This is a genomic window from Candidatus Shapirobacteria bacterium (assembly GCA_041659325.1).
In the GTDB taxonomy this organism is placed as follows: domain Bacteria; phylum Patescibacteriota; class Microgenomatia; order UBA12405; family UBA12405; genus JBAZYN01.
This window is the reverse complement of record JBAZYN010000001.1, coordinates 120,468-146,513: the sequence shown is the minus strand read 5'-3', so window position 1 is coordinate 146,513 and position 26,046 is coordinate 120,468. Positions and strand designations below refer to the sequence as shown.

At 41.1% G+C, this 26,046-nt stretch carries 35 protein-coding genes; 1 reads left to right on the top strand and 34 read right to left on the bottom strand.

Annotated elements, in window-relative coordinates; translation table 11 throughout:
• Positions 1-31 precede the first annotated feature (31 nt).
• The 24 genes from secY to fusA all read right to left on the bottom strand — a co-directional run bounded on the left by secY (position 32) and on the right by fusA (position 13,728).
• Complete coding sequence (gene secY, locus WC841_00780) at positions 32-1,312, bottom strand: preprotein translocase subunit SecY (protein ID MFA5827885.1); 1,281 nt, start codon at positions 1,310-1,312, stop codon at positions 32-34.
• A complete protein-coding gene (gene rplO, locus WC841_00775; GenBank protein ID MFA5827884.1) occupies positions 1,312-1,761 on the bottom strand; it encodes a 50S ribosomal protein L15 in 450 nt (149 codons plus the stop codon). Before rplO ends, secY begins: the two co-directional genes overlap by 1 nt.
• A gap of 4 nt (positions 1,762-1,765) precedes the next feature.
• Positions 1,766-2,242 (bottom strand): 30S ribosomal protein S5, encoded by a 477-nt coding sequence (gene rpsE, locus WC841_00770; protein ID MFA5827883.1) that lies wholly within the window; start codon positions 2,240-2,242, stop codon positions 1,766-1,768.
• A 7-nt stretch (positions 2,243-2,249) separates the two neighbouring features.
• Positions 2,250-2,594, bottom strand: a complete 345-nt coding sequence (rplR, locus tag WC841_00765; GenBank protein ID MFA5827882.1) for a 50S ribosomal protein L18 — start codon at positions 2,592-2,594, stop codon at positions 2,250-2,252.
• 6 nt (positions 2,595-2,600) lie between these two features.
• Positions 2,601-3,140, bottom strand: coding sequence for a 50S ribosomal protein L6 (gene rplF / locus WC841_00760; GenBank protein ID MFA5827881.1), 540 nt, complete (start codon positions 3,138-3,140; stop codon positions 2,601-2,603).
• Between the two features lie 2 nt (positions 3,141-3,142).
• Complete coding sequence (gene rpsH, locus WC841_00755; GenBank protein MFA5827880.1) at positions 3,143-3,532, bottom strand: 30S ribosomal protein S8; 390 nt, start codon at positions 3,530-3,532, stop codon at positions 3,143-3,145.
• 6 nt (positions 3,533-3,538) lie between these two features.
• The gene (locus WC841_00750) at positions 3,539-3,724 is read right to left on the bottom strand and encodes a type Z 30S ribosomal protein S14 (GenBank protein MFA5827879.1); all 186 of its coding nucleotides are present in this window, start codon (positions 3,722-3,724) and stop codon (positions 3,539-3,541) included.
• A gap of 3 nt (positions 3,725-3,727) precedes the next feature.
• Complete coding sequence (gene rplE / locus WC841_00745) at positions 3,728-4,267, bottom strand: 50S ribosomal protein L5 (GenBank protein ID MFA5827878.1); 540 nt, start codon at positions 4,265-4,267, stop codon at positions 3,728-3,730.
• Between the two features lie 5 nt (positions 4,268-4,272).
• Entirely contained in the window at positions 4,273-4,599 is a 327-nt protein-coding gene (rplX, locus tag WC841_00740; protein ID MFA5827877.1) for a 50S ribosomal protein L24, read from the bottom strand.
• Positions 4,600-4,604: 5 nt separating this feature from the next.
• Entirely contained in the window at positions 4,605-4,973 is a 369-nt protein-coding gene (rplN, locus tag WC841_00735; protein MFA5827876.1) for a 50S ribosomal protein L14, read from the bottom strand.
• 1 nt (position 4,974) lies between these two features.
• Positions 4,975-5,232 carry a 30S ribosomal protein S17 gene (gene rpsQ / locus WC841_00730; protein ID MFA5827875.1) on the bottom strand — a complete coding sequence of 86 codons (258 nt, stop codon included), beginning with the start codon at positions 5,230-5,232 and terminating at the stop codon, positions 4,975-4,977.
• Positions 5,219-5,437: a 50S ribosomal protein L29 gene (gene rpmC / locus WC841_00725; protein ID MFA5827874.1), complete on the bottom strand. Its 219-nt coding sequence runs from the start codon at positions 5,435-5,437 to the stop codon at positions 5,219-5,221. Before rpmC ends, rpsQ begins: the two co-directional genes overlap by 14 nt.
• Before the next feature lie 11 nt (positions 5,438-5,448).
• Entirely contained in the window at positions 5,449-5,850 is a 402-nt protein-coding gene (gene rplP / locus WC841_00720) for a 50S ribosomal protein L16 (GenBank protein MFA5827873.1), read from the bottom strand.
• Positions 5,851-5,857: 7 nt separating this feature from the next.
• Complete coding sequence (gene rpsC / locus WC841_00715; protein MFA5827872.1) at positions 5,858-6,499, bottom strand: 30S ribosomal protein S3; 642 nt, start codon at positions 6,497-6,499, stop codon at positions 5,858-5,860.
• 4 nt (positions 6,500-6,503) lie between these two features.
• A complete protein-coding gene (locus tag WC841_00710) occupies positions 6,504-6,914 on the bottom strand; it encodes an uL22 family ribosomal protein (GenBank protein MFA5827871.1) in 411 nt (136 codons plus the stop codon).
• Between the two features lie 3 nt (positions 6,915-6,917).
• Positions 6,918-7,196: a 30S ribosomal protein S19 gene (rpsS, locus tag WC841_00705; protein MFA5827870.1), complete on the bottom strand. Its 279-nt coding sequence runs from the start codon at positions 7,194-7,196 to the stop codon at positions 6,918-6,920.
• Positions 7,197-7,240: 44 nt separating this feature from the next.
• The gene (gene rplB / locus WC841_00700) at positions 7,241-7,987 is read right to left on the bottom strand and encodes a 50S ribosomal protein L2 (protein MFA5827869.1); all 747 of its coding nucleotides are present in this window, start codon (positions 7,985-7,987) and stop codon (positions 7,241-7,243) included.
• 3 nt (positions 7,988-7,990) lie between these two features.
• Positions 7,991-8,299: a 50S ribosomal protein L23 gene (locus tag WC841_00695; protein MFA5827868.1), complete on the bottom strand. Its 309-nt coding sequence runs from the start codon at positions 8,297-8,299 to the stop codon at positions 7,991-7,993.
• A 1-nt stretch (position 8,300) separates the two neighbouring features.
• A complete protein-coding gene (rplD, locus tag WC841_00690; protein MFA5827867.1) occupies positions 8,301-8,936 on the bottom strand; it encodes a 50S ribosomal protein L4 in 636 nt (211 codons plus the stop codon).
• A 3-nt stretch (positions 8,937-8,939) separates the two neighbouring features.
• A complete protein-coding gene (rplC, locus tag WC841_00685; protein MFA5827866.1) occupies positions 8,940-9,563 on the bottom strand; it encodes a 50S ribosomal protein L3 in 624 nt (207 codons plus the stop codon).
• Between the two features lie 2 nt (positions 9,564-9,565).
• Positions 9,566-9,877: a 30S ribosomal protein S10 gene (gene rpsJ / locus WC841_00680; GenBank protein MFA5827865.1), complete on the bottom strand. Its 312-nt coding sequence runs from the start codon at positions 9,875-9,877 to the stop codon at positions 9,566-9,568.
• A gap of 3 nt (positions 9,878-9,880) precedes the next feature.
• The gene (tuf, locus tag WC841_00675) at positions 9,881-11,056 is read right to left on the bottom strand and encodes an elongation factor Tu (GenBank protein MFA5827864.1); all 1,176 of its coding nucleotides are present in this window, start codon (positions 11,054-11,056) and stop codon (positions 9,881-9,883) included.
• Between the two features lie 130 nt (positions 11,057-11,186).
• Complete coding sequence (locus WC841_00670) at positions 11,187-11,597, bottom strand: hypothetical protein (protein MFA5827863.1); 411 nt, start codon at positions 11,595-11,597, stop codon at positions 11,187-11,189.
• Between the two features lie 22 nt (positions 11,598-11,619).
• Positions 11,620-13,728, bottom strand: a complete 2,109-nt coding sequence (fusA, locus tag WC841_00665; GenBank protein MFA5827862.1) for an elongation factor G — start codon at positions 13,726-13,728, stop codon at positions 11,620-11,622.
• 152 nt (positions 13,729-13,880) lie between these two features.
• On the opposite strand from fusA, the gene WC841_00660 reads away from it, so the two are divergent.
• Complete coding sequence (locus WC841_00660) at positions 13,881-15,125, top strand: NAD(P)/FAD-dependent oxidoreductase (protein ID MFA5827861.1); 1,245 nt, start codon at positions 13,881-13,883, stop codon at positions 15,123-15,125.
• Here WC841_00660 and WC841_00655 read toward each other — a convergent pair.
• From WC841_00655 to rpoC, 10 genes are read right to left on the bottom strand one after another with little or no spacing between them, the layout of a single operon-like run.
• Entirely contained in the window at positions 15,081-15,521 is a 441-nt protein-coding gene (locus WC841_00655; protein ID MFA5827860.1) for an NUDIX domain-containing protein, read from the bottom strand. The genes WC841_00660 and WC841_00655 overlap by 45 nt on opposite strands.
• Before the next feature lie 22 nt (positions 15,522-15,543).
• Positions 15,544-16,107, bottom strand: a complete 564-nt coding sequence (locus WC841_00650; GenBank protein ID MFA5827859.1) for a histidine phosphatase family protein — start codon at positions 16,105-16,107, stop codon at positions 15,544-15,546.
• 25 nt (positions 16,108-16,132) lie between these two features.
• On the bottom strand, positions 16,133-17,467 hold the full coding sequence (locus tag WC841_00645) for an aldehyde dehydrogenase family protein (protein ID MFA5827858.1): 1,335 nt from the start codon (positions 17,465-17,467) through the stop codon (positions 16,133-16,135).
• A 24-nt stretch (positions 17,468-17,491) separates the two neighbouring features.
• Positions 17,492-18,382 (bottom strand): sugar nucleotide-binding protein, encoded by an 891-nt coding sequence (locus WC841_00640; GenBank protein ID MFA5827857.1) that lies wholly within the window; start codon positions 18,380-18,382, stop codon positions 17,492-17,494.
• Positions 18,379-18,909, bottom strand: coding sequence for a dTDP-4-dehydrorhamnose 3,5-epimerase (gene rfbC, locus WC841_00635; GenBank protein ID MFA5827856.1), 531 nt, complete (start codon positions 18,907-18,909; stop codon positions 18,379-18,381). Before rfbC ends, WC841_00640 begins: the two co-directional genes overlap by 4 nt.
• The gene (rfbB, locus tag WC841_00630; GenBank protein ID MFA5827855.1) at positions 18,909-19,916 is read right to left on the bottom strand and encodes a dTDP-glucose 4,6-dehydratase; all 1,008 of its coding nucleotides are present in this window, start codon (positions 19,914-19,916) and stop codon (positions 18,909-18,911) included. The genes rfbC and rfbB overlap by 1 nt, the downstream gene beginning before the upstream one ends.
• A gap of 3 nt (positions 19,917-19,919) precedes the next feature.
• On the bottom strand, positions 19,920-21,341 hold the full coding sequence (locus WC841_00625; protein ID MFA5827854.1) for a LytR C-terminal domain-containing protein: 1,422 nt from the start codon (positions 21,339-21,341) through the stop codon (positions 19,920-19,922).
• Between the two features lie 26 nt (positions 21,342-21,367).
• Positions 21,368-21,850, bottom strand: coding sequence for a 30S ribosomal protein S7 (gene rpsG / locus WC841_00620; protein ID MFA5827853.1), 483 nt, complete (start codon positions 21,848-21,850; stop codon positions 21,368-21,370).
• Positions 21,851-21,899: 49 nt separating this feature from the next.
• Positions 21,900-22,322, bottom strand: a complete 423-nt coding sequence (gene rpsL / locus WC841_00615) for a 30S ribosomal protein S12 (protein ID MFA5827852.1) — start codon at positions 22,320-22,322, stop codon at positions 21,900-21,902.
• Complete coding sequence (rpoC, locus tag WC841_00610) at positions 22,301-26,038, bottom strand: DNA-directed RNA polymerase subunit beta' (GenBank protein ID MFA5827851.1); 3,738 nt, start codon at positions 26,036-26,038, stop codon at positions 22,301-22,303. The genes rpsL and rpoC overlap by 22 nt, the downstream gene beginning before the upstream one ends.
• Positions 26,039-26,046: the final 8 nt, after the last annotated feature.

Genomic DNA, 26,046 nt, shown 5'->3' with positions numbered 1-26,046 from the left:
AATTAGTTTGTAAAGTTATAAATTTAGAAGATTAATATGTTAGTTTGTCGTAATTGTAACTTTGGACAACATTTTCGATTTTTCTGGTAAGCTCGATGACTACCGAGACAACAATTAAAACGCTGGTTCCGCCAACAGTGAGAGTGGTGATATTTGTCATTTTTTGGACAATTGAGGGGGAAACAGCGATTAACCCTAAAAACACGGCACCAATAGCAATCACCCGGTTGATCAGATACTTGAGACGTTTTTCAGTGGCAAGACCAGGCCGGATGCCGGGCATGTAGCCGCCCGACTTTCTTAATTCATCGGCAATATCTTTTGGTTTAAAGACGACTGAGGTATAGAAAAATGTAAAACCGATTACTAAAAAGAAGTATAAAAATATATGGACATAACTGCCGGATTGAAAAATCCTACCGATTAATGAGCCAAAAGAAGCAATGACGGAATTTGAAAGTTTCGATAAAAACTGCCCCAAAAGCGAAGGGATAGAAGCAAGGGACATAGCAAAAATGATAGGCATGACTCCGGCAGTATCGACCTTGATAGGTAGATAAGTTGTTTGGGCTCTTTTGGCATAACTGATGGGAATTCTCAAAATGGCTTCTTCAACCATTACTATTGCCAAGACCAAAGCGACGGCCAGTGCGGCAAAAACAATTAGATTGAGACCTGTTTGAGGATTCGAAAGATCGGTAACGCTTAGTGTTTGGATCAAACCAACCGGAAGACGGGCAATAATACCGGCAAAAATGATCATAGATATTCCGTTTCCGACCCCATAGACATTTATCATTTCTCCAAGAAATATCATTATCATGGTGCCGGCTAGCATGCTGGCGACCAGAGCGACAAGTGTTAGCGGAGATAGATTTTGGATAATGTTTTGAGATCTTAAAATTCCATACATACCTATGGACTGGACGATGGAAAGAGGAATGGTTAATATCCTGGTGTATTGATTTATTTTTGCCCGGCCGTATTCCCCTTCTTTTTGTAATTCTTCGAGTTGGGGAACTACCATAGAAAGAAGCTGGAGCATAATTGAGGCGTTAATGTAGGGATTCAAACCCAGAGCGGCAATAGAGAAATTAGCAAGGGTTCCACCGGAAAATATATCGAGCAGAGAGAGGAGTTGATTTTGGGAAAAAAAGCTTTTTAGCAGACTAAGATTGACTCCGGGGACGGGAATGTGGGCGATAAATCGAAAAAGTATCAGGATACCGAGGGTAATTAGAATTTTTTTCCTAATCAGAGGTGTTTTTAGGGCTTCGAGATAAAGGGAAAGTGACTTGACGAATTGATTCATTAATCTATCTTACCACCCGACGAAGTAACTTGTGCCAAGGCTTTTTCAGAGAATTTAAGGCCTTTAAAAGTTAATGTTTTTGTTAGCTTACCACGGGAAAGCACCTTGATACTTGCCCCTAACTTTCTTTGAGAGATTTTTGCTTTCTTAGAGATTGAGGTAGCGTCAACAGTCTCTCCTGTTTTGAACCACTTATCAATCTGTTCGAGGGTGATGAGAGAATATTGGCTCATTCTGTTGGTTCTGTGTTTACCCCTCAAAAAAGGCAGTCTTTTGATCCAACCTTTTTTGATCTTGCTACCGTCAAAAGTTATTTTTGTTTGACCACGGGACTTGTCTCCTTTGGCACCACGGCCAGTGGTATGGCCACCGACACCAGAACCGATACCGCGGCCTCTTCGCTTGAGACTCTTGTCAATTGTTTTTGTTAAATTATTTCGAATTTCCATATATTTATTTTGCTAATTGGGTTAAAGCCTGGACGGTGGCCCAAACATTTATTGACTTGTTTTTTGAGCCAATAATTTTGCTGACAACATCTTTGACACCGGCTAATTCTACAACCGAACGGACAGGGCCGCCGGCGATGATGCCACTTCCCTTTTTACCCGGACGGATAAGGACAAGTGCCCCTTTAAATTTTAGACGAACTTCTTTGGATATGGTACCGTCGACAATAGGGACAGTAATCATGGTTTTTCTGGCGCGAAGGATGGCTTTTTGAATAGCATCAGCTACACTTTTTGCTTTGCCTAAACCGACCCCAACTCTTGATTTTTTGTCACCAGAGACAACCAGAGCAGTAAATGACGCCTGATTTCCGCCTTTAGTTTTTTTGGATACCCTTTTAACCTGGACGACTTTTTCGGTAAATTCACTGATTGGTTTTTCGTATCTCTCTGATCTATTGTTTTGTTTATCTTGGTACATATTTGCTTTAAAATTTTAGTCCGTTTTTTCTGGCTTCATCCGCCAGAGATTTGACCCGACCGTGATATCGGTATAAGCCTCTGTCAAAGCGAACCTTGTTAACTTTTTTTTCTATAGCGAGCTTGGCAATCTCAGCCCCGACAGCAATGGCTTTCTCTGTTTTTGTACCGGTAATTTTTTTGAGAGATTTCGTCGAGGCAGAAACAATGGTCCGACCGTGTTTGTCGTCAATTATCTGGGCCCAAAGATGCTGATTGCTGCGAAAAACAGAGAGTCTGGGTATACCAACGTTTCGGGCGAGCTTTGCCCTGACTCGATTTAACCTTCTAATTTTTGTGTTGTGATTGATCATAATTTTTTAGGCTTTGGCTGTTTTTCCGGCTTTCAACTTAATAAATTCATCAACATAGCGGATTCCTTTACCCTTGTATGGTTCGGGGGTTCGAATTTTCCTGATGTTGCTAGCTACTTGGCCGACAATAGTTTTGTCTGCACCGGTAACGATAACCTTGGTGTCCTCTAAGACCTGAAATTGGATTCCTTCGGGAGCGATTACCTCGACCGGATGAATATAACCGGCGCTGACAATCAACTTGTTTCCGGATAAAACGGCTTTATAACCAGTGCCTTTTATCAAGAGCTCTTTGTGCCAGGGAGTCTGCACTCCCTGAATCATGTTGTTGATATGAGCACGAATCGAACCGTGGTTGGAGCGAACTTTTTTGTCTTCAGAAAGACGGGAGACAACCACTTGGCCATCTTTTTGGTCGATAGCAATTTTGAGAGGAGTCTTTAGGGTTAATGTTCCTTTTGTCCCGGAGACAGTGACAATATTGGAGTTAACGTTGACGGTAACTCCGGCAGGGATTGATATTGGTAATCTTCCGATTCTTGACATATTTAGTTAATTTCGGCCAATATTTCTCCGCCTAAACCTTTTGACTTGGCTTCCTTTTGAGAAAAAACACCGCTTGAGGTAGAAATAATAAAAAGTGATTGTTTACCTTTACCCCAGGGAAGGGATATGGACTTTTCGTAGACTCTTCGCCCGGGCCTGGAGTGGATTTTGACATCTGAAATTGCCGGCTCATTGTTGTTGTAGGCAAGATTGATGGTGATTATTTTTTTGGCATCGTCTGAGACTGAATATCCGGATATGAGACCATGTTTTTTCAAAAGATCGGCTATTGCTACGCAATATTTTGAGGCCGGACCGGTAATTGTCTTGCGGCCTGCTTTGTAACCATTTTTGATTCTGATTAAAAAATCGATAGGGAGAGAGATGATCATATTTGTTTACCAACTGGATCTTTTAACTCCGGGAAGGACTCCTTGATTTGCCATTTTTCTAAAGCAAAGGCGGCATAAACCAAATAATCTAATAAATCCGCGTGGACGACCACAGATCTGACATCTATTATGATGACGACAGCTGTACTTAAGTTTTTTTGATTCTCGTGCAATTTTTGCTTTTGTGGCCATATGTTAGTTTTTTTCGAACGGAAACCCTAGGGCGGATAATAACATTTTTGACTCTTCTTTTGAAGAGGCAGAAATACTTATGGTAGTCTGGACAGATCTGATTTTATTGACTTTATCAAGATTTATTTCGGGAAAATAAGTTTGATCTTTGATAACAAAGTTGTAATTACCTTTTTCATCAAAAGAATTAGCTGACATACCTTTGAAGTCACGGAGCCTGGGCAGAACAAGGTTGAATAGCTTTTCAATAAAATCGTACATTCTTTCACCGCGTAGAGTGACTTTTAGGGCCAATGGATCTCCCTGCCTGACTTTAAAAGTGGCAACGGATTTTTTGGCTTTACAAAGTTTTGGTTTTTGACCCGTAATGGATAAGAGGTCGACTTCGGCGGCTGCAAGTGACTCCTGGCTTTCACGACCTTCTGTGACCCGATAGTTGATAACAACTTTAATAAGTTTAGGGAATGAATTGGTATTCCTGTCTTTTCCCAGGAGTTTTACCAAAGCTTCGTTTGTTGTTTTTAAATAAGTACTTCTTAGCATTTTAATTATTTTTTAATGACTTTGTTTTGGATAATCGTCTTGCACTTTTTACAAATACGATATTTATCACCGGATTTGTCGATTTCGTAACCTACCCGGGTGGATTTTTGGCAGTTTGGGCAGACAAGGATTATCTTGGAAACCTGTAGAGCCCTTTCTTTTTCGATAATTGAACCTGGTTTACCCTGCGAGGCCTTGATGTGTTTTTTGAACATGTTGAGACCTTTGACTACAACGGCCGTTTTCCGGGGAAAGCTGGCAACTACCGTACCGGAACGGTTTTTGTCCTTACCAATTAAAACTTTGACTGTGTCGCCCTTAAGAATTTTCATATTTTTCAATAAACCTCTTTTGCCATTGAGGCAATTTTGTTGAAGCCCAAATCTTTAATTTCCCTGGCTATCGGACCAAAAATTCTTGTCCCTCTGGGGTTATTTTGAGAATCAATTATAACACCGGCATTATCACTAAAGCGAATGTACGATCCATCGGTACGACCTGTCTCTTTTTTTGTCCTGACAATTACCATTTTTATCTTTTCTTTGGCCTTGACCATACCGTTTGGAATTGAGTCCTGGACCACGCCCATGACAATGTCACCGATACCGCCCTTTTTGTGAAAATAACCCTTGTAAATGTGAATAATCTGAGCAGTACGAGCTCCACAATTATCGGCAACAGTGATGGTGCTTCTTAGCTGGATCATGTTATTTCGTCTGGATTTCTAACGTAGTAAATCTTTTTAGTTTACTTAAAGGCCGAGTTTCCCGGACCTTTACGATATCGCCAATTTTAGCCGAGAGATTGTTTTCAGCGTAAATCTTTTTATTTTTTTTGACAATTTTTTTGTATAAAGGATGACGACTTTTGTATTCCATTGTAATCACAATGGTATTTTTCATTTTATCAGAGACTACTTCACCGATAAATGTCTTGCCTAATTTTTTGTTATTATTGCTTGTCATTTTGTTTCTGACCCTCTTGTTGACGGAGAACCGTTGAAATCAGGGCGATTTCGTATTTAACTTTTTTAAATACAGAAGTATCTTTTTGATTACCGGAATAAAATTTGGCTTTTAGCTCAACTATTTTATTCCTTAAGTCAGAAAGTGTTTTTTGGAGCTCTTCGGAGCTTTTCTGCCTGTAGGCAATTTTATCAGTTTTTTTCATAAAATCCAGGTTTATTTTCTTTTTATAATTTTTGTAGTAACAGGCAATTTTGCTGAGGCCAAAAGTAAAGCTTCGCGGGCCTGAGGTTCAGTTAACCCAGAAACTTCAAACATTATCCTCCCGGGTTTGACAACACAAACATAGCCTTTGACGTCACCTTTTCCGGCACCCATCGAATTGGCACCTTTAGCGGTATATGGTTTGTCCGGAAAAATTCTAATCCACACTTTACCATTTCTTTTGGTGGCATGGGCGATAGCCCGACGGGCAGATTCAATTTGGTTGGCGGTAATCCAACTGGCTTCAAGTGATTTTAGGCCGTAATCGCCGAAGGAGACCAGGAACCCTTGAGATAATCCGTGTTTTCGACCACGGAAAGCTTTTCTATATTTTGTTCGGCTTGGTTGTAACATAGTGATATTAAAATAAACACAAATAAACTTTTACACCGATATAACCCGATCTGGTTAATGAGGGACATTCTGCATAATCAATGTTGGCGCGGATTGTACTTAGGGGAACTTTCCCCTGGGAAAATTTTTCCCGACGGCTAATTTCGGCACCGTTTATACGACCGGACAAAATAACTTTGATACCTTTTGCGCCGGCTTGAATTGATTTTTCCATGGCTGATAATACGGCCCGTCGGTAGGGTAATCTTTTGGTTAACTGATAGGCAATTTTTTCGCCAATCAGCTTAGCTGACAAATCACTGTGTTTAAATTCTTCGACCTGAATCTCGACATTTTGCTTACCGCTGGTTTTTGGCAACAGCTTAAGGATATCCTTTTTTATCGCTTCTAATTCTTTACCGCCACGACCGATTACTAAGCCGGGACGGCTAACGATAATAACTAATTTCAGTCTTTTGGTTGAGCGTTCTATTTTTAGAGCAACGACACCGGCTGAATATAACTTTTTCTGAAGATAATCACGAATGACCTTGTCCTGAATTAAAAGTGCCGAATATTTTTTCTTATCGGCATACCAGGAAGATTGCCATTCAGGACTATTCTTGGTTGTTTCTAGCCTAAAACCGATAGGATTTACTTTTTGACCCATATTTTTAGTTGGTTTTAACTTTAACTTTTATTTCAAGACGGCTGTGTCTTTTTTGGATTAAACCACGGGAAAAACGGGAACCGTGAGATTTGTCCATACGTTTTATTTTTAGCCCTTCGTCAACACGGATGGAATCAAATGTTAATGTTTCGGGAGCTAGGCTATAGTTGCTTTTGGCGGTAGAAATTACCGTTTGGACAGCTTTTAAGAGTACTCTGGCTGATTTACTGTTGGTAAACTTAAGCTGAGTAAGGGCGACTTGAGGTGTTACTTTTTTGATAGTCCTGGCCAGTAGTCTTAATTTCCGAGGGGAAATCTTGATATTTTTATTAAGATAGCGAACAATCGGGGCAACTGGCTTTTCGACTGCTTTTTCGACCTCAGGGGGCTTAGTATTTTTAATAGGATTAACCATATTTTACGTCTTTTCTATAACTCTCTTAACGACACGTCCGTGGCCTTTAAAGGTTCTGGTGGGAGAAAATTCACCAACACGGTGGCCAACCATATCTTCGGTAACATGGACGTTAATGAATTTTTTACCGTTGTGAACAGCAAGGTTGTGACCGACAAATTCGGGGGAAATTTGGCTTTTTCTGGCCCAAGTTTTTATGGCTTCACCGGCAAGAGATTGCTTGCCTATTTTTTCGAGAAGCTTTTTGTCGATATATGGACCTTTTCGTGAACTTCGGGACATAATAAGTTAAAAGTTTATAAAGTTATAAAGTTAAAAAATTAAAATTATTTACGATGTTTAATAATTAGTTTGTTGGAAGCTTTTTTGAGTTTTCTGGTTTTCTTTCCCATGGCCGGACGACCCCATGGAGTCTTGGGATTCATACCAATTGAACTTCTGCCCTCACCGCCTCCGTGCGGATGGGAATGCGGATTCTGAGCTATACCCCTAACTGTGGGACGAATACCGCGATGACGAGAATCTCCGGCTTTTACTAATTTTTGAGTATTATGTTCGGAATTTCCGACCTGACCAATGGTGGCTTTGGATTCTGAGTGGAAAATTCGGATTTCGCCAGAGGGTAGCTTAACGATGGTTTTATCACCATCTATACTTTGGATATAGGCAGCAGAACCGGCACTTTTTACCATCTGAGCCGGTTTGCCCGGTTTGATTTCGAGACAGTGGATAGGAATACCAACCGGAATATTTTTCAAAAACGAACGGTTACCTTCTTTAATGGGAGCGTTTTGGGAACATACGACAACGTCGTTTACCTTGAGTTTGCTGGTAGCCAAAATGTATGATTTAAGACCATTAGTATATGATAAAAGAGCAATGTCCGCAGTGCGGTTGGGATCATAATCGATTGAAATAACTCTGGCCTTGATGTCAATTTGATCCCTTTTCCAATCAATGTCCCTTAGATACCTTTTTTCGCCACCGCCACGATGTCTGACGGAAATGTGGCCTTTTGAGTCACGGCCGGTAATTTTCTTTTTAATAGTTAATAAGGAACGGGGAAAGCTCATGGGTTATTTAGTTTTTGGAGGTGATAATAATTCAATTTTTTGGTCTTTTTTTACAGTAATTATGGCTTTTTTAATATCGGGCTTTCGGATCGGGCGACGTTTTTTCCAGTCGGTTTTGATTTTGCCCTTGATTTTATTAGTGTTGATTGTTTGCGGACTTATTCCGAAAATGGTTTTGAAGGCGGCAGAAATCTGACTTTTTGTGGCTTTCAGATCAACCTGAAAAAGATATTTCCCGGTAGCTTGATCCTTGAGAGATTTTTCGGTCGTGATCGGTTTTAAAATAATATGGTTGGGACTAGATAGGTTCATTTTATTTGGTTAATTGCTCAATTGCTCTTTTGGTAAAAATCAGTGAATTTTGATTGGAAAGATCGAGGACATTCAACGATTTAAGGGATAAAAGACGGACTTTTGGGATGTTACCAAAGGCCCGGCGGACATTAACCAGTGTTTTGCTACTGATTATCCCCACTTTTGAACTTTTTGATAATACTTCATTAACGCCTTTAAGTCCAGTAATTAGTTTGATTCCCTCTTTGGTTTTTGGAGAAATGGTATTTAATTTTTCGACAACCAGAATACTTTTATTTTTTGCGAATTTAGAAAGAATGGAGTTAACAGCCATTTTTCTGGCTTTAGAATTGACCTTTGTGTCAAAATTTCGCTCACCTCTCGGCCCGTGAGCACTTCCGCCACCGACAAAAATGGGGGCTTTGGCACTACCATGGCGAGCGCGACCGGTACCTTTTTGAGCCCACATTTTTTTGGTAGTTCCGGCAACTTCTCCCCGATGCTTGGTCTTGGCCAATGCGCTTCTTTTGTTAGAAAGTGAAGTCCGGATAGAATTAGAGATTAATTGCTCGGATATTTGGGCGCCAAAAACGGTAGATGGCAAAGTTATTTCGCCAATTTGTTTTGCGTTAATGTCGTAAAGTTGAGTTTTCATAGTTTAGCTTTTTGAAATAATTACCCAGGAGTTGTAAGAACCGGGAACAGAGCCACTTAGGGTGATTTCTGAGGTTTCTGGATTGATGGATACTATTTTTAAATTTAGGACACTTTTTTGGGTGTTTCCGAAATGACCGGGCATCTTTTTTCCTTTTAAAACTTTGCCGGGGGTTTGAGCACCGATGGAACCCGGAGCCCTGACTCTGTCAGATTGACCGCCAGAAACAGGTTGACGATGGAAACCGTGCCTTTTGATGACACCGGAAAAACCGTGTCCCTTGGTTACCCCGGTCACTTTTACCGTATCACCTACAGAAAAAACCGAGTCGATTGCGATCTCCTTTCCAATTTCAGGAATTTGGTCAGATACCACTTCAAATTCTTTAAAGCCTTTTGGAGTAATATCTAATTTTAATTTTGTAATCTTGGAGGAAACCGCCTTGTTGGTGATTTTTTTTCTTGAACCATAGGCAATCTGGATGGCCGGATAACCATCCTTTTGGGGTGTTTTTATTTGGGTCACCGTGAGAGGAGCGGCAATCAGCTTGGAAACACCAATTCTTTTGCCGTTTTCAGTAAAGACGCTGGTCATGGGACCTTTTTTTGCAATGAAGCCTGAGATCATAATTACATCTTAACTTCTACTTCAACGCCGGAGGGAAGATCTAAATGCTGAAGGCTATCGACAGTTCTCAAACTGGTATTGGAGATATCGATAAGGCGTTTGTGGGTAAGCACCTGGAAATGATCCCGGGCGTTTTTGTCTGTGTGGGGACTAGTCAGCACAGTGATAATTTTCCTGTCTGTAGGAAGAGGAATAGGCCCCTGAACATGAGCTCCGGCGGTAACCGCAACCTCAACTATTTTGGAGGCGGCTTCATCAATGATACGATGATCAAATGATTTTAGTCTAATGCGGATGCGGCTACCTTTGGTCATTTTTTACTTGATAATTTCTGTAATAGAACCAGCACCGACGGTAAGTCCACCTTCACGGATAGCGAAGCGGAAACCAACTTCCATAGCAACCGGTTTAATTAGGGTAATAACAACATTGGCATTGTCACCGGGCATGACCATTTCCATACCTTCGGGTAATTTGACATCGCCGGTAACATCGGTAGTTCTAATAAAGACTTGAGGACGATAGCCGGTGAAAACCGGGGTGTGGCGGCCGCCTTCTTCTTTTTTGAGTAAAAGAACTTGGGCTTTAAATTCTGTGTGAGGAGTAATTGTGCCACCTTTGGCCAATACTTGCCCTCTTTCGATATCATCTTTTTCAACACCGCGGAGTAAAAGACCGACATTGTCGCCAGCTTGCCCCTGATCAAGAATTTTGTGAAACATTTCGACACCGGTTATAACACACTTCTTGGTTGGCCTTAGGCCGACAATTTCGACTTCTTCGTTGATCTTGACTATTCCCCTTTCGATTCTACCGGTTGCGACAGTGCCTCTACCTTTGATAGAGAAGACATCTTCGATAGGCATAAGGAAAGGTTTGTCCAGTTCACGTTTTGGCTCAGGGATATAAGTATCGAGAGCTTCCATGAGTTTCTTGATGGACTCAACACCTTCGGCATCACCATTTAGGGCTTTCAGGGCAGAGCCACGAATAATAGGGATTTCACTACCTGGATAGCCGTACTTGGTTAAAAGATCGCGGATTTCCATTTCCACCAAATCTAAAAATTCTGGGTCGGAAACTAAATCGACTTTATTTAAAAATACGACTAGATTGGGGACGTTTACCTGTTTGGCTAAAAGGACGTGTTCGCGGGTTTGCGGCATTGGGCCGTCCGGAGCGGAAACTACCAGAATTGCACCATCCATTTGAGCAGCACCGGTAATCATGTTTTTGACATAATCAGCATGACCAGGACAGTCAATGTGGGCATAGTGTCTTTTTTCTGTTTCGTATTCGATATGAGAAATTGCGATAGTGACGATTTTATTGGCATCTCTAACAGTTCCGCCTTTGGCTATATCGGCATATGATTTTGGATTCCCCTGAACTTTCGCGATTGCTGCACTTAAGGTTGTTTTCCCATGGTCGACGTGACCAATAGTACCTACATTAACGTGCGGCTTGGACCTTTTATATGTATCTGCTGCCATTGTGTCTCCTTTTTTGTTTGTTTGTGTCTTTTGGACGAATATGTAATATTTTAATTTTAGCTTAAAACGCTTTAGAATTGTATCAGCTTAATTTTCCGTTTGCAAGGCGGAGTATCGAGCAAATTTGCATTTATGGATTTGTAATTGATAGTTCCCGTAGGTCAACTTCAATCAAGTAGGGAGATCTGCCTTCATTAATTTCTTGAGGAGAAGACTGAACTCTTCGAATTGGGAGGCTTGCTACTATTAGAACGGAAGAAATAACATCTGCCGCACACCTTAGAGATTCTACCGCTTGTTGAGGGGAGTGTGCAGTAGATCCAAATCCGGGTCGGGTACTTATTTGAATTATTGGAGGTTTACTGTAATTATCAGGATGGGCAGCAAGTTCTTCAAGACGTCGGGCGAGACTATCAGCAGTTGAAACAACAGGACCATCGTCATATCTTGGCCACTCATCCCCACGGTCGTCATAACATCTACCAGTATGAACTCTTAAATATTTAACTGCTTCTCGTAACATCTCGGTAGGATAAGCCATATTTTTTATATATAACTAATAATTATTTACCGGCTTGAGTCTTGGTGGTCAACTTCTCCTGAACATCACGGGGGACAGGATCGTAGTGGGAGGGTTCCATATAAAATGATCCCCTGCCCTGGGTTAAACTTCTAATAACTGTAGCATAACCTCTAACCTCTTCGAGGGGGATAAAAGCATTTACAGTGGTAAAACCAAAAGTCTCAGAAGTTCCGATGATTTGTCCACGACGGGAAGAAAGATCACCGATGACCGTGCCCAAAAATTCTGAGGGGGTGGCCACCTCGAACTTCATAATCGGTTCTAGGACTAAGGGCTTGGCTTGGACAAAAGCGTCTTTGATGGCAAAAGAACCGGCTAGCTTGAAGGACATTTCTGAAGAGTCTACGTCATGATAGGTACCATCGTAGACGGTTACCTTTATATCGGTACAGGGATAACCGGCAATTATTCCCTTTTGTAAAGTTTCACGGACACCCTTTTCGATTGCCGGAATAAAGTTTGAAGGGATGGCACCGCCTTTAACGGCGTTCACAAATTCGATACCTTCACTGCGATTTTTTGGCTCAACCCTGATTTTACAGTGGCCGTATTGACCATGACCACCTGATTGATGGATATATTTACCTTCTCCCTCTGCGTTGAGGCTAATTGTTTCACGATAGGCGACCTGGGGAGCTCCAGTTTTAACATTGACTCCAAATTCCCGACGCAAACGGTCAACTATTATCTCCAAATATAATTCACCCATACCGGCAATAATAGTTTGACCGGTTTCGTGGTTGTAGCTGACTCTGAAGGTAGGATCTTCAGACGACAGGCGGTTGAGAGCGGCACCCATTTTTTCCTGATCGTCGGCAGTTTCCGGCTCGATCGATAAGGAGATAACAGGTTCAGAAAATTGGATGGGGGAAAGAGAAATAATATGATCTTTGTCGCAAAGGGTATCCCCGGTGGTCGACTCTTTTAAACCTATACAGGCAACAATCTCGCCGGCGTAACCCTCTTCGATACCTTCTCTTTTGTCGGCATGCATTAACAATATACGTCCTATTCTTTCGGTTTTTTGCTTGGTGGTATTGTAGACCTCCATCCCCGTTTTGATGGTTCCGGAGTACACCCGAACATAAGAAAGAGTACCTACATGAGCATCGGACTGAACCTTAAAAAGAAGAGCGGATAAATATTCAGTTTTAATCGGCTTACGAAGTATTTTTTCGTGGGTATTGATATCAAATCCTTCTACGGGCGGGAGGTCAAGCGGGGAGGGTAAATAATCAACTATGCCATCAAGGATGGGATGGATGCCTTTGTTTCTCCAGGCAGCCCCGCAGTAGAGCGGAAATAGTCTTTGAGCAATGGTGGCCTTCCTGAGGGTGGCTTTTAATTCGGCGACGCTAATTTCCTGGTCGTTTAAGAATTTTTCCATAAGAGCCTCGTCTTCGCAGGCAATTTTTTCAACCATCAGGCTTCTGTATTTTGCAACCAGATCTTTGTACTCAGGGCTGACGTCTTTAACGGTAAATTCCATACCCTGATCGTCTTTGTCGTAAACAATCATTTTTTGGTTCATGAGGTCAATTATGCCGACAAAAGCATGCTCTTCACCAATCGGTACGACCACCGGAACAACGGGGGCATGCAGTTTATCATGAATACTTTTGAGAGTACCTTCAAAGGAGGCACCAATTTTGTCCATTTTGTTTATAAAAGCCAGGCGGGGTACGCCGTACTTTCCGGCTTGACGCCAAACAGTTTCTGATTGGGCCTGGACACCGGCATTACCATCGAAGATCATGATGGCGCCATCGAGAACGCGAAGAGATCTTTCGACCTCGGCGGTAAAATCAACGTGCCCGGGAGTATCGATAATATTGAAACGATAATCGTGCCAAAAAGTGGTAATGCAGGCCGATTGAATAGTGATACCTCTCTCTCTCTCCTGCACCATAGAGTCGGTGGTGGTGGTGCCTTCGTCGACGGAGCCGATTTTGTGGATTTTGCCGGTATAGAAAAGAATCCGTTCAGTGGTAGTTGTCTTCCCCCCATCAATATGAGCAATAATCCCAATATTCCTGACTTTGTCCATAGAGACATCTCTGTTTTTACTTAGTTTTATAGCTTCGGCCATTTTTGTTTAATCTTAAATTAAATATATCTGATATCGTATTAAGAAATAATACCCGCCTTACGGCGGATTGTCATTTACTTTGATTTGAGGCAAACATTACGACAAATATCGTTATATGATATCAGTGAGATAATAAATTTACAAATAGAAAAATGAAGAAAAAAATTTTGATAATCGGCGGAGGACTGACCGGTTTAACTGCGGCCTATGAATTGGCTAAAAATGAAATTTCAGTAACAGTGGCCGAAAAGGAATGTGAACTAGGTGGACTACTGGGCAGTTTTAGGATAAACGATTATTATCTTGAAAAAACCTACCACCACATCTTTAGAACCGACAAATCAATCATAGAACTGATTCGGGAATTGGGATTGGCTAACCGCTTAAGGTGGTATGAAAGCTCGATTGGGCTCTACTACGACGGTAAAATGTATCCGTTTGTCACCCCGATTGATCTTTTAAAATTTAAACCTTTGGGAATTGTTGACAAAATCAGAATGGGACTGGCTGCAGTTTATCTTCAAAAAGATATTAAGTGGAAAAAATATTTGAAAACCCCGGCTTATAAATGGATGAAAAAGTGGTGCGGAGAGAGAGCCTACCAGGTAGTTTGGAAGCCACTTTTGGTCGGAAAGTTTGGTGATAAATACAAGCGAGTGTCGATGGCCTGGTTGTGGGCTCGGATTCATACCCGGGGCGGGTCGAAGGATGCCGACGGGAAAGAAAGATTGGGGTACATGGATGGGGGGTTTGGGCTGATTATTGATAGATTGCGAGGAGAAATTACAAAAATGGGTGGAGTTATCAAAACAAAGACTAAAATTGTACATGCTGATTTGAAGCAGGATATAAAAGATTACGATGCGGTGATATCGACGATTCCGTCAAAAGGAATTGATTATTTGGGGGCGGTTAACGTAGTATTTACGTCGAAACAAAATTTGAGTCAATACTATTGGCATAATATCAATGATATTGAGTCCCCCTTTTTGGCGTTTATCCAACACACTAACCTTGTGGGGTATTGTCAATATGGGGGTGATTTTGTTTATTATATGGGAGCATATATACCTCATGATCATAAGTTATTTACCGAAAGTGACGAAAATGTTTATAACGAATTTTTTGATTATTTGAAAAAGATATATCCCGAGTTTGACAGGAAAAAGATTATTAAAAAATTTTTGTTTAGATTTAAAAACGCCCAGCATGTGGTAACAACTAATTTTCAATTACCAATTACGAATTACGAATTAAACAAAGTCAAAGTATATTCTGCGAACTTTGCTCAAATATTTCCGGAAGACAGAGGAACAAATTATGCCGTACGGGAGGGGATTAAAGTGGCAAATTTAGTGATGGAAGACTTGAAAAAAAATTCTGAAACCATCTTCTAAGTCGAGCCTTATTTCGTCTGACAAGTTTAGCTCTGAAATATAGTCTTTGCCTACCCATTCATATTTATCGTGTGCGTCGCTAAGTTTTAAATTATTAGCGGTATCATTGTCTAATTCAACTAAATAGACGATTTCTATTGTCTGTCTTTTCCCTTCTTTTGATATGTAATCAAATACCCTAAACGGAATTAAGGGTTTAATTTTTAAATTAACTTCTTCCTGGAATTCTCTTATGATACTCTGGTTCGGTTTTTCACCAAATTCAACTTTGCCACCCGGTATTTCATAGACTCCGGGGAGAAAAGTTTCTTTGCCCGACCGTCTAACAACAAGGGCTTTGCCGTTGAGAATAAGTAACCCCGCTACGGAAACTTTTTGACATTCTTCTGTGTCCATGTGCCTATGCTAGCATGTAAAATTAGTATTTTTGCCAATCCTGAATGATGACATTTGAATCAAGGTCGGCGATAAAGATACAACCCGTCTGTTTTGGATCTTCCGAAAACTGAGGCTCAATGCCTTTTATATAACATTTGATAGTGGTTCCGGCACCACCATGGCCGATAATTACGATTGTTTTGCCCTTGTAGTCTTTTTTTATTTTTTCCAAAACTGAAACATTTCTTTTCATCATATGGTGATGACTCTCCCAACCCCTAATGTTGTCATCCGGATTCAGATACGCTTCCTGGACGGCAGACATATATTCTTCCTGGGGTAAAAACGGCGTGACGGTGCGGTCGGCTTCCCCAAGATCTTTATCCTGAAACCAAGGGGAGTGATATTTTTCAGAAGCAAGTTGGGCCACCTGAACGGCTTTTGGCTCGGTGCTTGAATAAATAACATCAACTTCTTTCCAGAGCGGTTTTTCGATTAGTATTTTAGCTTGGTCAAAGCCTTTTTCCGACAGTCCCCACTCGTGTGGAGGCTTACTTTTATCCAATTCTACCGATGGGTGAGTGATATAGACTAGTTTTGTCATTTGTGAATTATAACAACCAAAAAAACTATTTTTCAAAGGCGACAACTTTGATTTGGGTTAAGTCGTGAAAACCAAAGGTGCCGTGGCTACGACCCATACCAGAAAGTTTTTGACCACCAAAAGGGCTTCCAGGTTGGCCATAATAAGCATTATTTATGCCAACCATACCGGCTTCAATTTGAGAGGCAATTTTTTTTGCTAACTCTTTATCTTCGGTAAAAATATATGAACCTAGGCCATATTTGGTGTCGTTGGCCAACTTAACAGCTTCTTCTTCGGTTTGAAAAGGTACGACCGGAAGAATTGGTCCAAAAACTTCTTCATGCCAGATTTTCATATTTGGAGAAATATTTGTCAATATTGTCGGCTCAAAGAAAAATCCGTCAAGATTAACTATTTCTTTTCCGCCACATTCAACATTGGCGCCTTTGTTGATGGCATCTTGAAATTGTTCTTTAAGGAGGTCAAGTTGGCGCTTGGCAACCAGAGGCCCAATGTCGGTGGTGGGATCGAGAGCATTGCCAACTTTTTTACTTTGAATTAATTTTTTGAGTTTTTCGATAATTTCATCATAACGGCTTTGGTGAACAATCAATCTTTTGAGTCCGTCACAAACTTGACCACAATTGTAAAAACGATTTGAAAAAATTGTTTCAAGGGTATTGTCGACATCTGCATCAGCAAAAATAATTCCAGGGGAGGAACCCCCCAACTCAAAAACCGCTTTGATAAATTTTTCGGCAGCGATTTTGTAAAGAGATTGACCAACTTTTGTACTGCCGGTAAACCAAATTAAATCGATGTTTTGATGAACTAAAAAATCACCAACCTGACCGTTTCCATAAATTTCTGAAAAAACGCCTTCGGGAAGGTTGGCTTGAGAGACTATTTCTTCTAACTTCTTGCCAAATAACGAACATTCTTCCGAGTGCTTAAAAACAGCTACATTGCCAACAACAAGATTTTGCATGACTCCCCAAACAAAGTTTGATATTGGAAAGTTCCAAGGAGTGATAACAGCGGTGACTCCATAAGGTTCGTGAAAAACCTGATGATAAATTTTGTCGTCTTCGTAAGTTTTTTGAGGAGATAAATACTCCAAAACATAATCAACATACCATTGCGAGTAACGAACAGCATCTTCTACATCGGCGATAGACTGAGAAATCGGCATCCCTATTTCTTTTGATTGAAGAGTGGCTAAATCTTTCTTATTTTCGACAATTAATTCAATAATTTTTTTAAAGTATTTGTTTCTGTTCTCAACACTCAATTCTTTCCATAATTTTTTGGCTTTTTGAGCCTGATTTACTTTTTGAATAATTTCTTCATTGGTTGAAATAATCGTATTGTTTGTCATAGCTAATTATTGATTATCTCCAAATTAAAGTTGTGTTTTTAACGTTTGAAGACCTTCGGAAAGAGTCTTCATCTTGATACCTAGATCGGATATTTTTTTATTTGAGAGTGAAAGATTTTTTTGCCAGGGGCGGGAATCGGGGGGCTGGGAGGCAACAAAGTCGACAAGACTCCCCTCTTTAACTAATAATTTATCAAAATCAAAAGTATCGGCGATCATTTGGGCCATTTGGTAGGGGCTTTGGGAAGAAGAGCCAACTACATGAAAAATGCCGTTTGGCTGATTATCTAAAATGTAACCTAGAGCAAGGGCAATATCGTCAATAAAAGTCGGAGTGGTGATTTGGTCGGTAAACATGGGGTATAAATTCCCCGATTTGAAATTGTCGATTAGTTTACGGATAAGATCTTTTTTGGGCTCGAACTTTGCCCGATAAGGGAAGGCTAAACGAACCGTGGAGAAGCTGACCCCTGAAGCGGAAACTAGCTTTTCGGCTTCATATTTGGTTTGGCCATACCACTCGATGGGATTGGGAGTTGATTCTTCGGTATATTTACCATCGGTGGTGCCATCAAAGACAAAATCAGTAGATATGTTTATAAAATATTTGTGATACTTTTTGGCTAGTTCTAAAAGATTTTGGACACCAATTACATTGACCTGATAACAAGGAGCAGACTTATCCCCTCTTTGAAGCCAGGCAGCGCCGGTGTCTGTAAATGCGGCCAAATGAAGAATGGCGGTGGCGTCTTGGTGGGAGGAAAAAGCAGTTGATAAATTTTGTTGATCCAGTAAATTAATACCGGTTTCCAGAGAGAAATCTACAAATTCGAGACGATCTTGGAGTAACTCCACAACCCGGGATCCAACTAGGCCAGAAAGGCCGGTACCAATTATTTTTGGTTTTAATGTCATATGTTTTTTAATGAAGGCCATAATTTATCTTTATCTGACAAGATTGGGTTTTCAACCGGCCAGGGAATATTTAGATCGGGATCGTTGTAAACAATTCCCCCCTCAGATTCTTTAGAATAGTAGTTACTACACTTATACAAGAAATCTACAGTTTCGCTTAAAACACAAAAGCCGTGAGCAAAACCCGCCGGGATTAAAAACATTTTGTGGTTTTCGGCTGAGAGGATAGCTGATTCGTATTTTCCGTAGGTCGGAGAGCCGGGGCGGATATCAACCGCCACATCGAACACTTCGCCCGATGTTACCCTAATTAATTTGTCCTGAGCAAAAGGGCGTTTTTGAAAATGAAGGCCACGAAGAACATTTTTTGAGGATCGGGAGTGGTTGTCCTGAACAAATATGGTATTTATGCCGTTATCGGCGAAAACTTTCTGGCTATACGACTCCAAAAAGAAACCGCGCGAGTCGGCAAACACTTTTGGCTCAATCATTAAGAGACCGGATATTTTGGTTTCTATAAAAACCATTATTTGGCGGAATTTAGTTTTTTATAAAATTCCTCGGCTTCGGCCTTGGAAGTACGCCACCATTTTCCATTTTCCTGATACCAGTTGACGGTAGCCGCCAACCCGGATTCCAGGGTAAATTTTGGTGACCAGCCCAATTCAATGTTGATTTTTGACCAGTTTACCGAATAATTATCGTGAGCGGGTCGGTCCGGGACATACTCGATTTTTGATTCGTCTAATTGCATTTTTTCCAAGACGGTTTTGACAATGTCGATATTCCTGGTACCACCTTTTAGTCCACCAACACAATATGTTTCACCGATTTTTCCCTTAAGAATTACTGTCTCGATGGCTGAACAATGATCTTGCACATACAACCAATCACGTAAATTTAGACCTTGGCCGTAGACCGGAACATTTTTACCGTCAAGCAAGTTAGTAATCATTCGGGGGATAAATTTTTCCGGGTGCTGAAAAGGACCGTAATTGTTGGAGCAATTTGTAATAGTTATCGGGAGCTTAAAAGTTTTGGCAAAAGCGCGGACAAAATGATCCGAAGATGCCTTAGAGGCAGAATAAGGGCTGCTAGGGTCATAGGGAGTATTTTCGGTAAACTGATCCTGCGAATCTATTCCTATCGAACCAAAAACTTCGTCGGTGGAAATGTGGTGAAATCTTTTTTGGCCGTGTTTTTGGGCGTAACTTAGTAAGTTGTAAGTCCCCAATACATTTGTTTTAACAAACTGAGAGGGGTCGTCGATTGATCGGTCGACGTGTGATTCGGCGGCAAAATGAACTATTAAGTCGGTGTCAAAAACCAATTTGTCAACAATCTCGGTGTCAAGGATATCGCCCTTGACAAATTTATATTGAGGATCATCTTCAAATTCGACTAGATTTGCGGGGTTAGCGGCATAAGTGATTTTGTCCAGATTGACTATGAAATCATCAGGATGGTTCCTACGCCAAAATTTAATAAAATTTGTACCGATAAAACCTAAACCACCTGTGACAAGTATTTTCATCGTTTAAGGAGTTGGAGTGATAGTTACGGACGCTTTTGTGGTGGGCGTAACACTGACTTTTTCGGTGGGTGTTGGGCTTGTTTCTCCAGAGGCAGTGCTGGTGCTGAGATCTACACCGATAACAAAAATTACGTCATAATTTGAGCTGTCTTTGAGCTCCGATGAATATTCGGCATCGAATTTACCGGAAAGATTCTGGCCAAAATATTCTTTTACGCCTTCCAAAGAGGTTTTTATTCTGACTTCGTTCCCGGAAAGAGTTTCTTTGCTATTGCCAACAGTTACGTCAGTAAAACCTAGTTTGGTTAACATCTCCTTGACGGTGGCTGCCTGACCACTAATAGAAGTGGCGTTGAGGACCTGCAGTTTTAATTTTTTACTAATTTCTGCCACAGTGGGGATGGGTGTCTCGGTCGGAATCATTTCACTTTGGGTGAGAGTCGGAGTAACTTCGGCTACGACGGTTTCCTGAGGCGAGATGTTTCGATTAAGTATAAAATAAATTATTATTGCGGCGGCGGCGGCAGTAACAACGAAAACGGCTATGATTGGGAGGACGTTTTTTTTGTTTTCCATTTTGTTTTTTCCTGAACTAATATCTTTTACCTGGGTAATTATAGCAGGCTTTGTTTCGCTTTGGGAAATCATTACTCCCAATACGGGAAGTGGGAAATTTGAAGGCTTTCCAAGATTTTGAGATATCTGACTTTCGTTGTACTGGGTTTTCTCGAGTTCTGTAGTACTGGATATTTCAATTTCTTTGTTTTGAGGCAGATATATCTTGGTGGTCGGACCAGAAAAATATAGATTCGAATAATTAATAATTTTTTGGATGTCAAGAGATGAGCCTTTTAAATTAGAAGTTAAATAAACTGAACCGGCCTTTGATAAAATCAGGGTGTATTCTGAGTTGTTTAGCGGATATAAAATAAAATATTCTTTGTCAAAAAAAGTCGAGATGGCGTTTGAAATTGAGGACGATATGGTTTTGACAGAACATGATTTTATGCCTGTTTTTTCAAGATTTGAGATGAGAATATCAACTTTTGATTTATCATATATAGTAGTTTGAATGACAGTCTTGTTGGTATCCGGAACTAGCTTGTATTCCAGTGAAGACGGGTCTATTTTGAACTTAATAAAACCCTCCGCCAAGCCGATGACTTCTTTTTTATCGATTTGCGAAATTTGGGTGTCGTATATGAATGACCTGGTATAGACGACGTCGTCGGGGACTAAGACGACACATGATTCAATGCCATTTTGCTGAACGTATAGGGAAAATGGCTGAAGGTCGGTATCGTTTTGGGGGGTCCAAAGATTTATATCAAAACTGAGAGTGTTGTTTTCTTTTTTATCGTGGTAAATTTCTAGACTCTGAGATTTTGGCCAGACAACAACTTTACCTTTAGAAAAAATAGACATCCTAGTTTCAGTATAGACGATTTCGGTTACCAGCGTAAGTGGGCAAAGGCTTTGTTGGCCTCGGCCATTCTTTCTATCTCAACTCTTTTGGAAACAGCTACCCCCTCGTTCTTCAGGGCAAGCAGGATTTCTGACGAAAGTTTTTCGGCAAAAGTGTGATACTGCTTATTGGCTTTTGCGCGAGAGGCAGTTATCAACCAGCGTAGGGCAAGAGAATACTGGCGGTTACCGCGGACCGGAGTAGGAACCTGATACACAGCGCCACCGATGCGTCGAGGACGAACTTCAACTTTTGGCTTGATATTGTCGAGAGCCTGTTCAAAGGTGGTGGTAACATCGGCCGTGGCGGTTTCTTTTTGGACAAGCGCCAATGCATTAAAAACCTGTTTTTCGGCGACTGATTTTTTGCCGTCTTTCATGGCAGCATTAATAAGCTTACCCACAATAACACTGGCATATTTTGTGTCGGGGACGATGTCTCTTATTTTACTTTGACCTTTTCTGGACATAATTTATGTTATAAAGTTTGAAAGTTTATAAATTTTTTAAAGTTATAAATTAGGCGGAAGCTTTCGATGGACGTTTTGCGCCATATTTACTGCGGGATTGAAGTCTGCCAACGACAGAACCAGCATCAAATTTTCCGCGAACGATATGATATCGGATACCAGGTAAATCCCTGACTCTGCCGCCTCGGATGCTAACTATACCGTGTTCGGCAAGGTTGTGTCCAATGCCGGGAATATAGGCGGTAACGCTACTGTGGTTGCTGAGCTTAACTCTGGCTACCTTTCTCAATGCAGAATGTGGTTTTTTTGGTGTCATTGTTTTGACGACTGTCACCACCCCCTTCTTGAAGGGGTTAAATGTATTTACGCTTCTATTCTTTATGCTGTTAAAGTTATTACGAAGAGCACCGGCTTTAACTTTCTTGGTCGGAGTTTTCCTTCCTTTCCTGATTAATTGGTTTGAGGTGGGCATGTATTTGTTAATTGATGTTTACTGACTGGTATCAGACGTCCGATAATAACATTTTCCTTTAGACCAATCAAGCAATCAACCTCAGCAAGAAGGGAAGCTTCGGTAAGAACGTTGGTTGTTTGCTGAAAAGAAGAAGCCGATAACCAAGAACCGGTTGACAGGGCAGACTGAATTAGCCCCAACAGGACCTTTTTACCCTTTGACGATTTTCCGTTGGCACTTTTTGCTTTATCGTTGGCAATAGTATAAGCAGGTCTGGTTACAACCTGACCATACATGAAATTGGTATCTCCCGGATCTTCTATTTTTAGCTTGTCACTCATCTCTCTGACGATTACCTCCATGTGCTTATCATGGATTGTGATTCCTTGAGATTCGTAAACCGATTGAATGCTGTTTATCAGATATCTTTGAGCGGCCTCTATGCCCTTGATATCCATAATTTCCCGAACATCTAGGGATCCGGATGATAGTTGAGCTCCCTGGGCAACCAGATCACCGTCTGAAACCAAAAGAGTAACATTTATGGGCAATACGTAGTTGATTGTCTTGGTAACATTGTTTTTGTCTTTTCCGGTTAATTTCATTTCATATCCATCCAGGTTTTCTTTTATTTTTATTTTGCCACTAATTTCGGCCAAGGGTGAGGGTAATTTTGGTGTCCTAACTTCAAAAAGTTCCTGGATACGGGGCAATCCTTGGGTAACGTCGACTCCGACAACTCCTCCGGTGTGTTTGGTACGAAGAGTGAGCTGAGTACCAGGCTCACCAATCGACTGGGCAGCGATAACTCCAACGGGAACTCCAACTTCGACAAGTTTCCTGGTGGAAAGATCCCAACCGTAACATTGCTGACAGAGTCCGTTTTTGGCTGAGCATTCGAGCGCAGATCGAATGTCAATCGATTTAACTTCACATTTATCGATTGCGGCAACCAACTCGTTGTTGACAATCTCCCCTTTCGAGGCGATAACTTTGTTGGCATTTGGATCAAGGACATCATTGGCTAAAACTCTACCCAAAATACGACGACCAAAATACCTTTCTCTACCCTTGTCGTTTCTCTCGATGGTAATAAATTTAGCCGTACCGCAATCGTCGGTACGGATAATGGCAACGTGGGCAGCATCAACAAGTCTCCTGGTTAGGTAACCGGCATCGGCGGTTTTTAATGCCGTATCAGCCAAACCTTTACGAGTACCCCTGGCACCGGTGACATACTCAAATACAGAAAGCCCCTCACGAAAGTTTGATTTGGTTGGTAATTGAACGATACGTCCGGTAGGATCGACCATTAAGCCTCTCATACCCGACAGCTGTTTGATTTGATCCTTGGAAGCACGTTTTATACCGGCAGCGGAAACAATTCTGATTGGTGAATCAACATCTAGGGTTGCCCATGTTTTTTCGGCAATTTCTTCGGTAATTTCCATCCAGACATTTTGACTGAGCCGTTTTTTCTCTTCGTTACTGATAAGACCCATTTTATAGTTATCTTCGATCTCTGAAACCTGTTTGTTGGCAGATGAAATAATATCCCCCTTTTCAGGTAAGTAGCCGCAATCGGCCATGGAGAGGGAGATCCCCGAGAGGGTGAAGCCTTTGAAACCGATATCTTTCAGGCTATCAATTAGCTTTACAGTTCTCATTCTTCCGGCAATTTCCAATGATTTGACGATTAAGTCATTCACGGCTTTGCTTCCGGCCATTGCTTCATTTACAAAACTAAACTCTTTTGGAAGGATCTTGTTGAACCAGATTCTTCCATAGGTAGTTCTGATTAATTTACCCTTGATTCTTACGGCAATTAATTCTCTGAGACCGATTTTTCCGGACTCATAAGCTAAGGAAACTTCTTTTTCGTCTGCCAAAATTGACAAACCATCATAATCTTGCCGATCTAGTTTTGCCAGATCTTCGGATCGGACTGAAGTTATATAATAACAACCAACCGCCATCTCCTGGGTTGGGACTGATACGGGACTACCGTCTGATGGTTTTAACAGGTTTCTTGAAGGCAACATTAATACCCGCGCCTCTTTCTGGGAAGCAGCAGATAGCGGGAGATGAACACCCATTTGATCTCCGTCAAAATCGGCATTAAAGGCCTTACAGACACACGGGTGTAGCCTTATGGCTAATCCATCGACAAGTACCGGCCTAAACGACTGAATCGAAAGTTTATGGAGAGTGGGAGCCCGATTTAACAAAACATAGCTTCCCTTGGTAACTTTTTCGAGGATATCATACACCTCATTGATACGGTGGTCTATCAGATTTTTAGCACTTTTAATATTTGGGGCTAAACCGGTCATCATTAGTTCCCGAAGAACAAAAGGGCGATACATTTCCAGGGCGATTTCCTTTGGCAGACCAACTTCGTTTAATTTTAGCTCCGGGCCGACAACAATAACTGAACGCCCGGAATAATCGACTCTTTTCCCCAGCAAATTCCTTCGGAAACGGCCTTTTTTGCCACGCAATAAGTCGGATAGCGAACGTGGAGTCCTCTTTGTGCTTTTTCTTTTGTTTTTACTGCTTTTTTGGGCGTCGATGAGGGTATCGACCGATTCCTGAAGCATTCTCTTTTCATTGCGCAAGATTATTTCCGGCGCACCAAGTTTGAGTAATTTTTTGAGCCGGTTATTTCTGTTTATCAGACGACGGTATAAATCATTTAAATCTGAGGTAGCAAATCTACCACCGGTTAACTGAACCATCGGTCTTAGGTCCGGCGGAATAACGGGAACCTGAGTCATTATCATCCAAGATGGAGAGATATTATTGTCGATCATACCGTTGATTATCCTGATTTTGTGCATGATCTTTTTCTTTTTGACTTTACTGGTAGTTTTACCTAATTCTTTCTTTAAATTTTTTACCGTTGCTTTCAAATCGATCTGGCTTAAGACTTCCAGAACAGCTTCTGCCCCCATTTTGGCCTCGTAAAAAATGTCTGATTTAAACTGAGAGAGGTAAAAGCTTTCTTCATCCGACAGAGTCGAAAGAACCTGGAGAGAATGGATTTTGTCTTCCAGAAATTTCATCAGACCATCAATTCTGTTTTTTTCTGTTTGGGCTTTATTTTCGATTTTTTGAAGATCTTGTTTAAGCCTGACGTCTCGTTCTTCCTGGGCGATTAAGAGCTGATCTTTGTTTTTGATTTTTTTTGCCAGTTCCTGCTTTTCTTTGATATTTTGTTCGGTCTTTAGCTCGGTGGCTTTTTTTGAGTCAATATTGATTTGTTCTTTCCTTTTTTTAGAGTTTTCTTCAAGATTCTCGACGGCTTCTTTTCTTTTATCCGGATTAATTGATGTGATTAAAAATTTTGTAAAATATACCACTGATTCAAGATCTTTTTGGGGAATATCGAGAATTACGCCGATTGGAGAGGGGGTGTTTCGAAGATACCACAAATGAGCAACCGGAGCCGCCAGAGAGATATGACCCATCCGTTCACGCCTGACTTTTGAGGTGGTGACTTCGACGCCACACTTGTCGCAAATTACCCCTTTGAACCTGATTTTTTTGTATTTTCCACAATAGCATTCGAAATCGTGGCTCGGGCCAAATATTTTTTCGCAAAATAGGCCGTCTTTTTCGGGACGCCAACTTCGATAATTAATGGTTTCCGGCTTGGTTACTTCACCGTTTGACCAGGACAGAATGTCGGCAGGTGAGGCTAACTTAATTTGTAAACCGGTAAAGTCAATCATACTTCTGA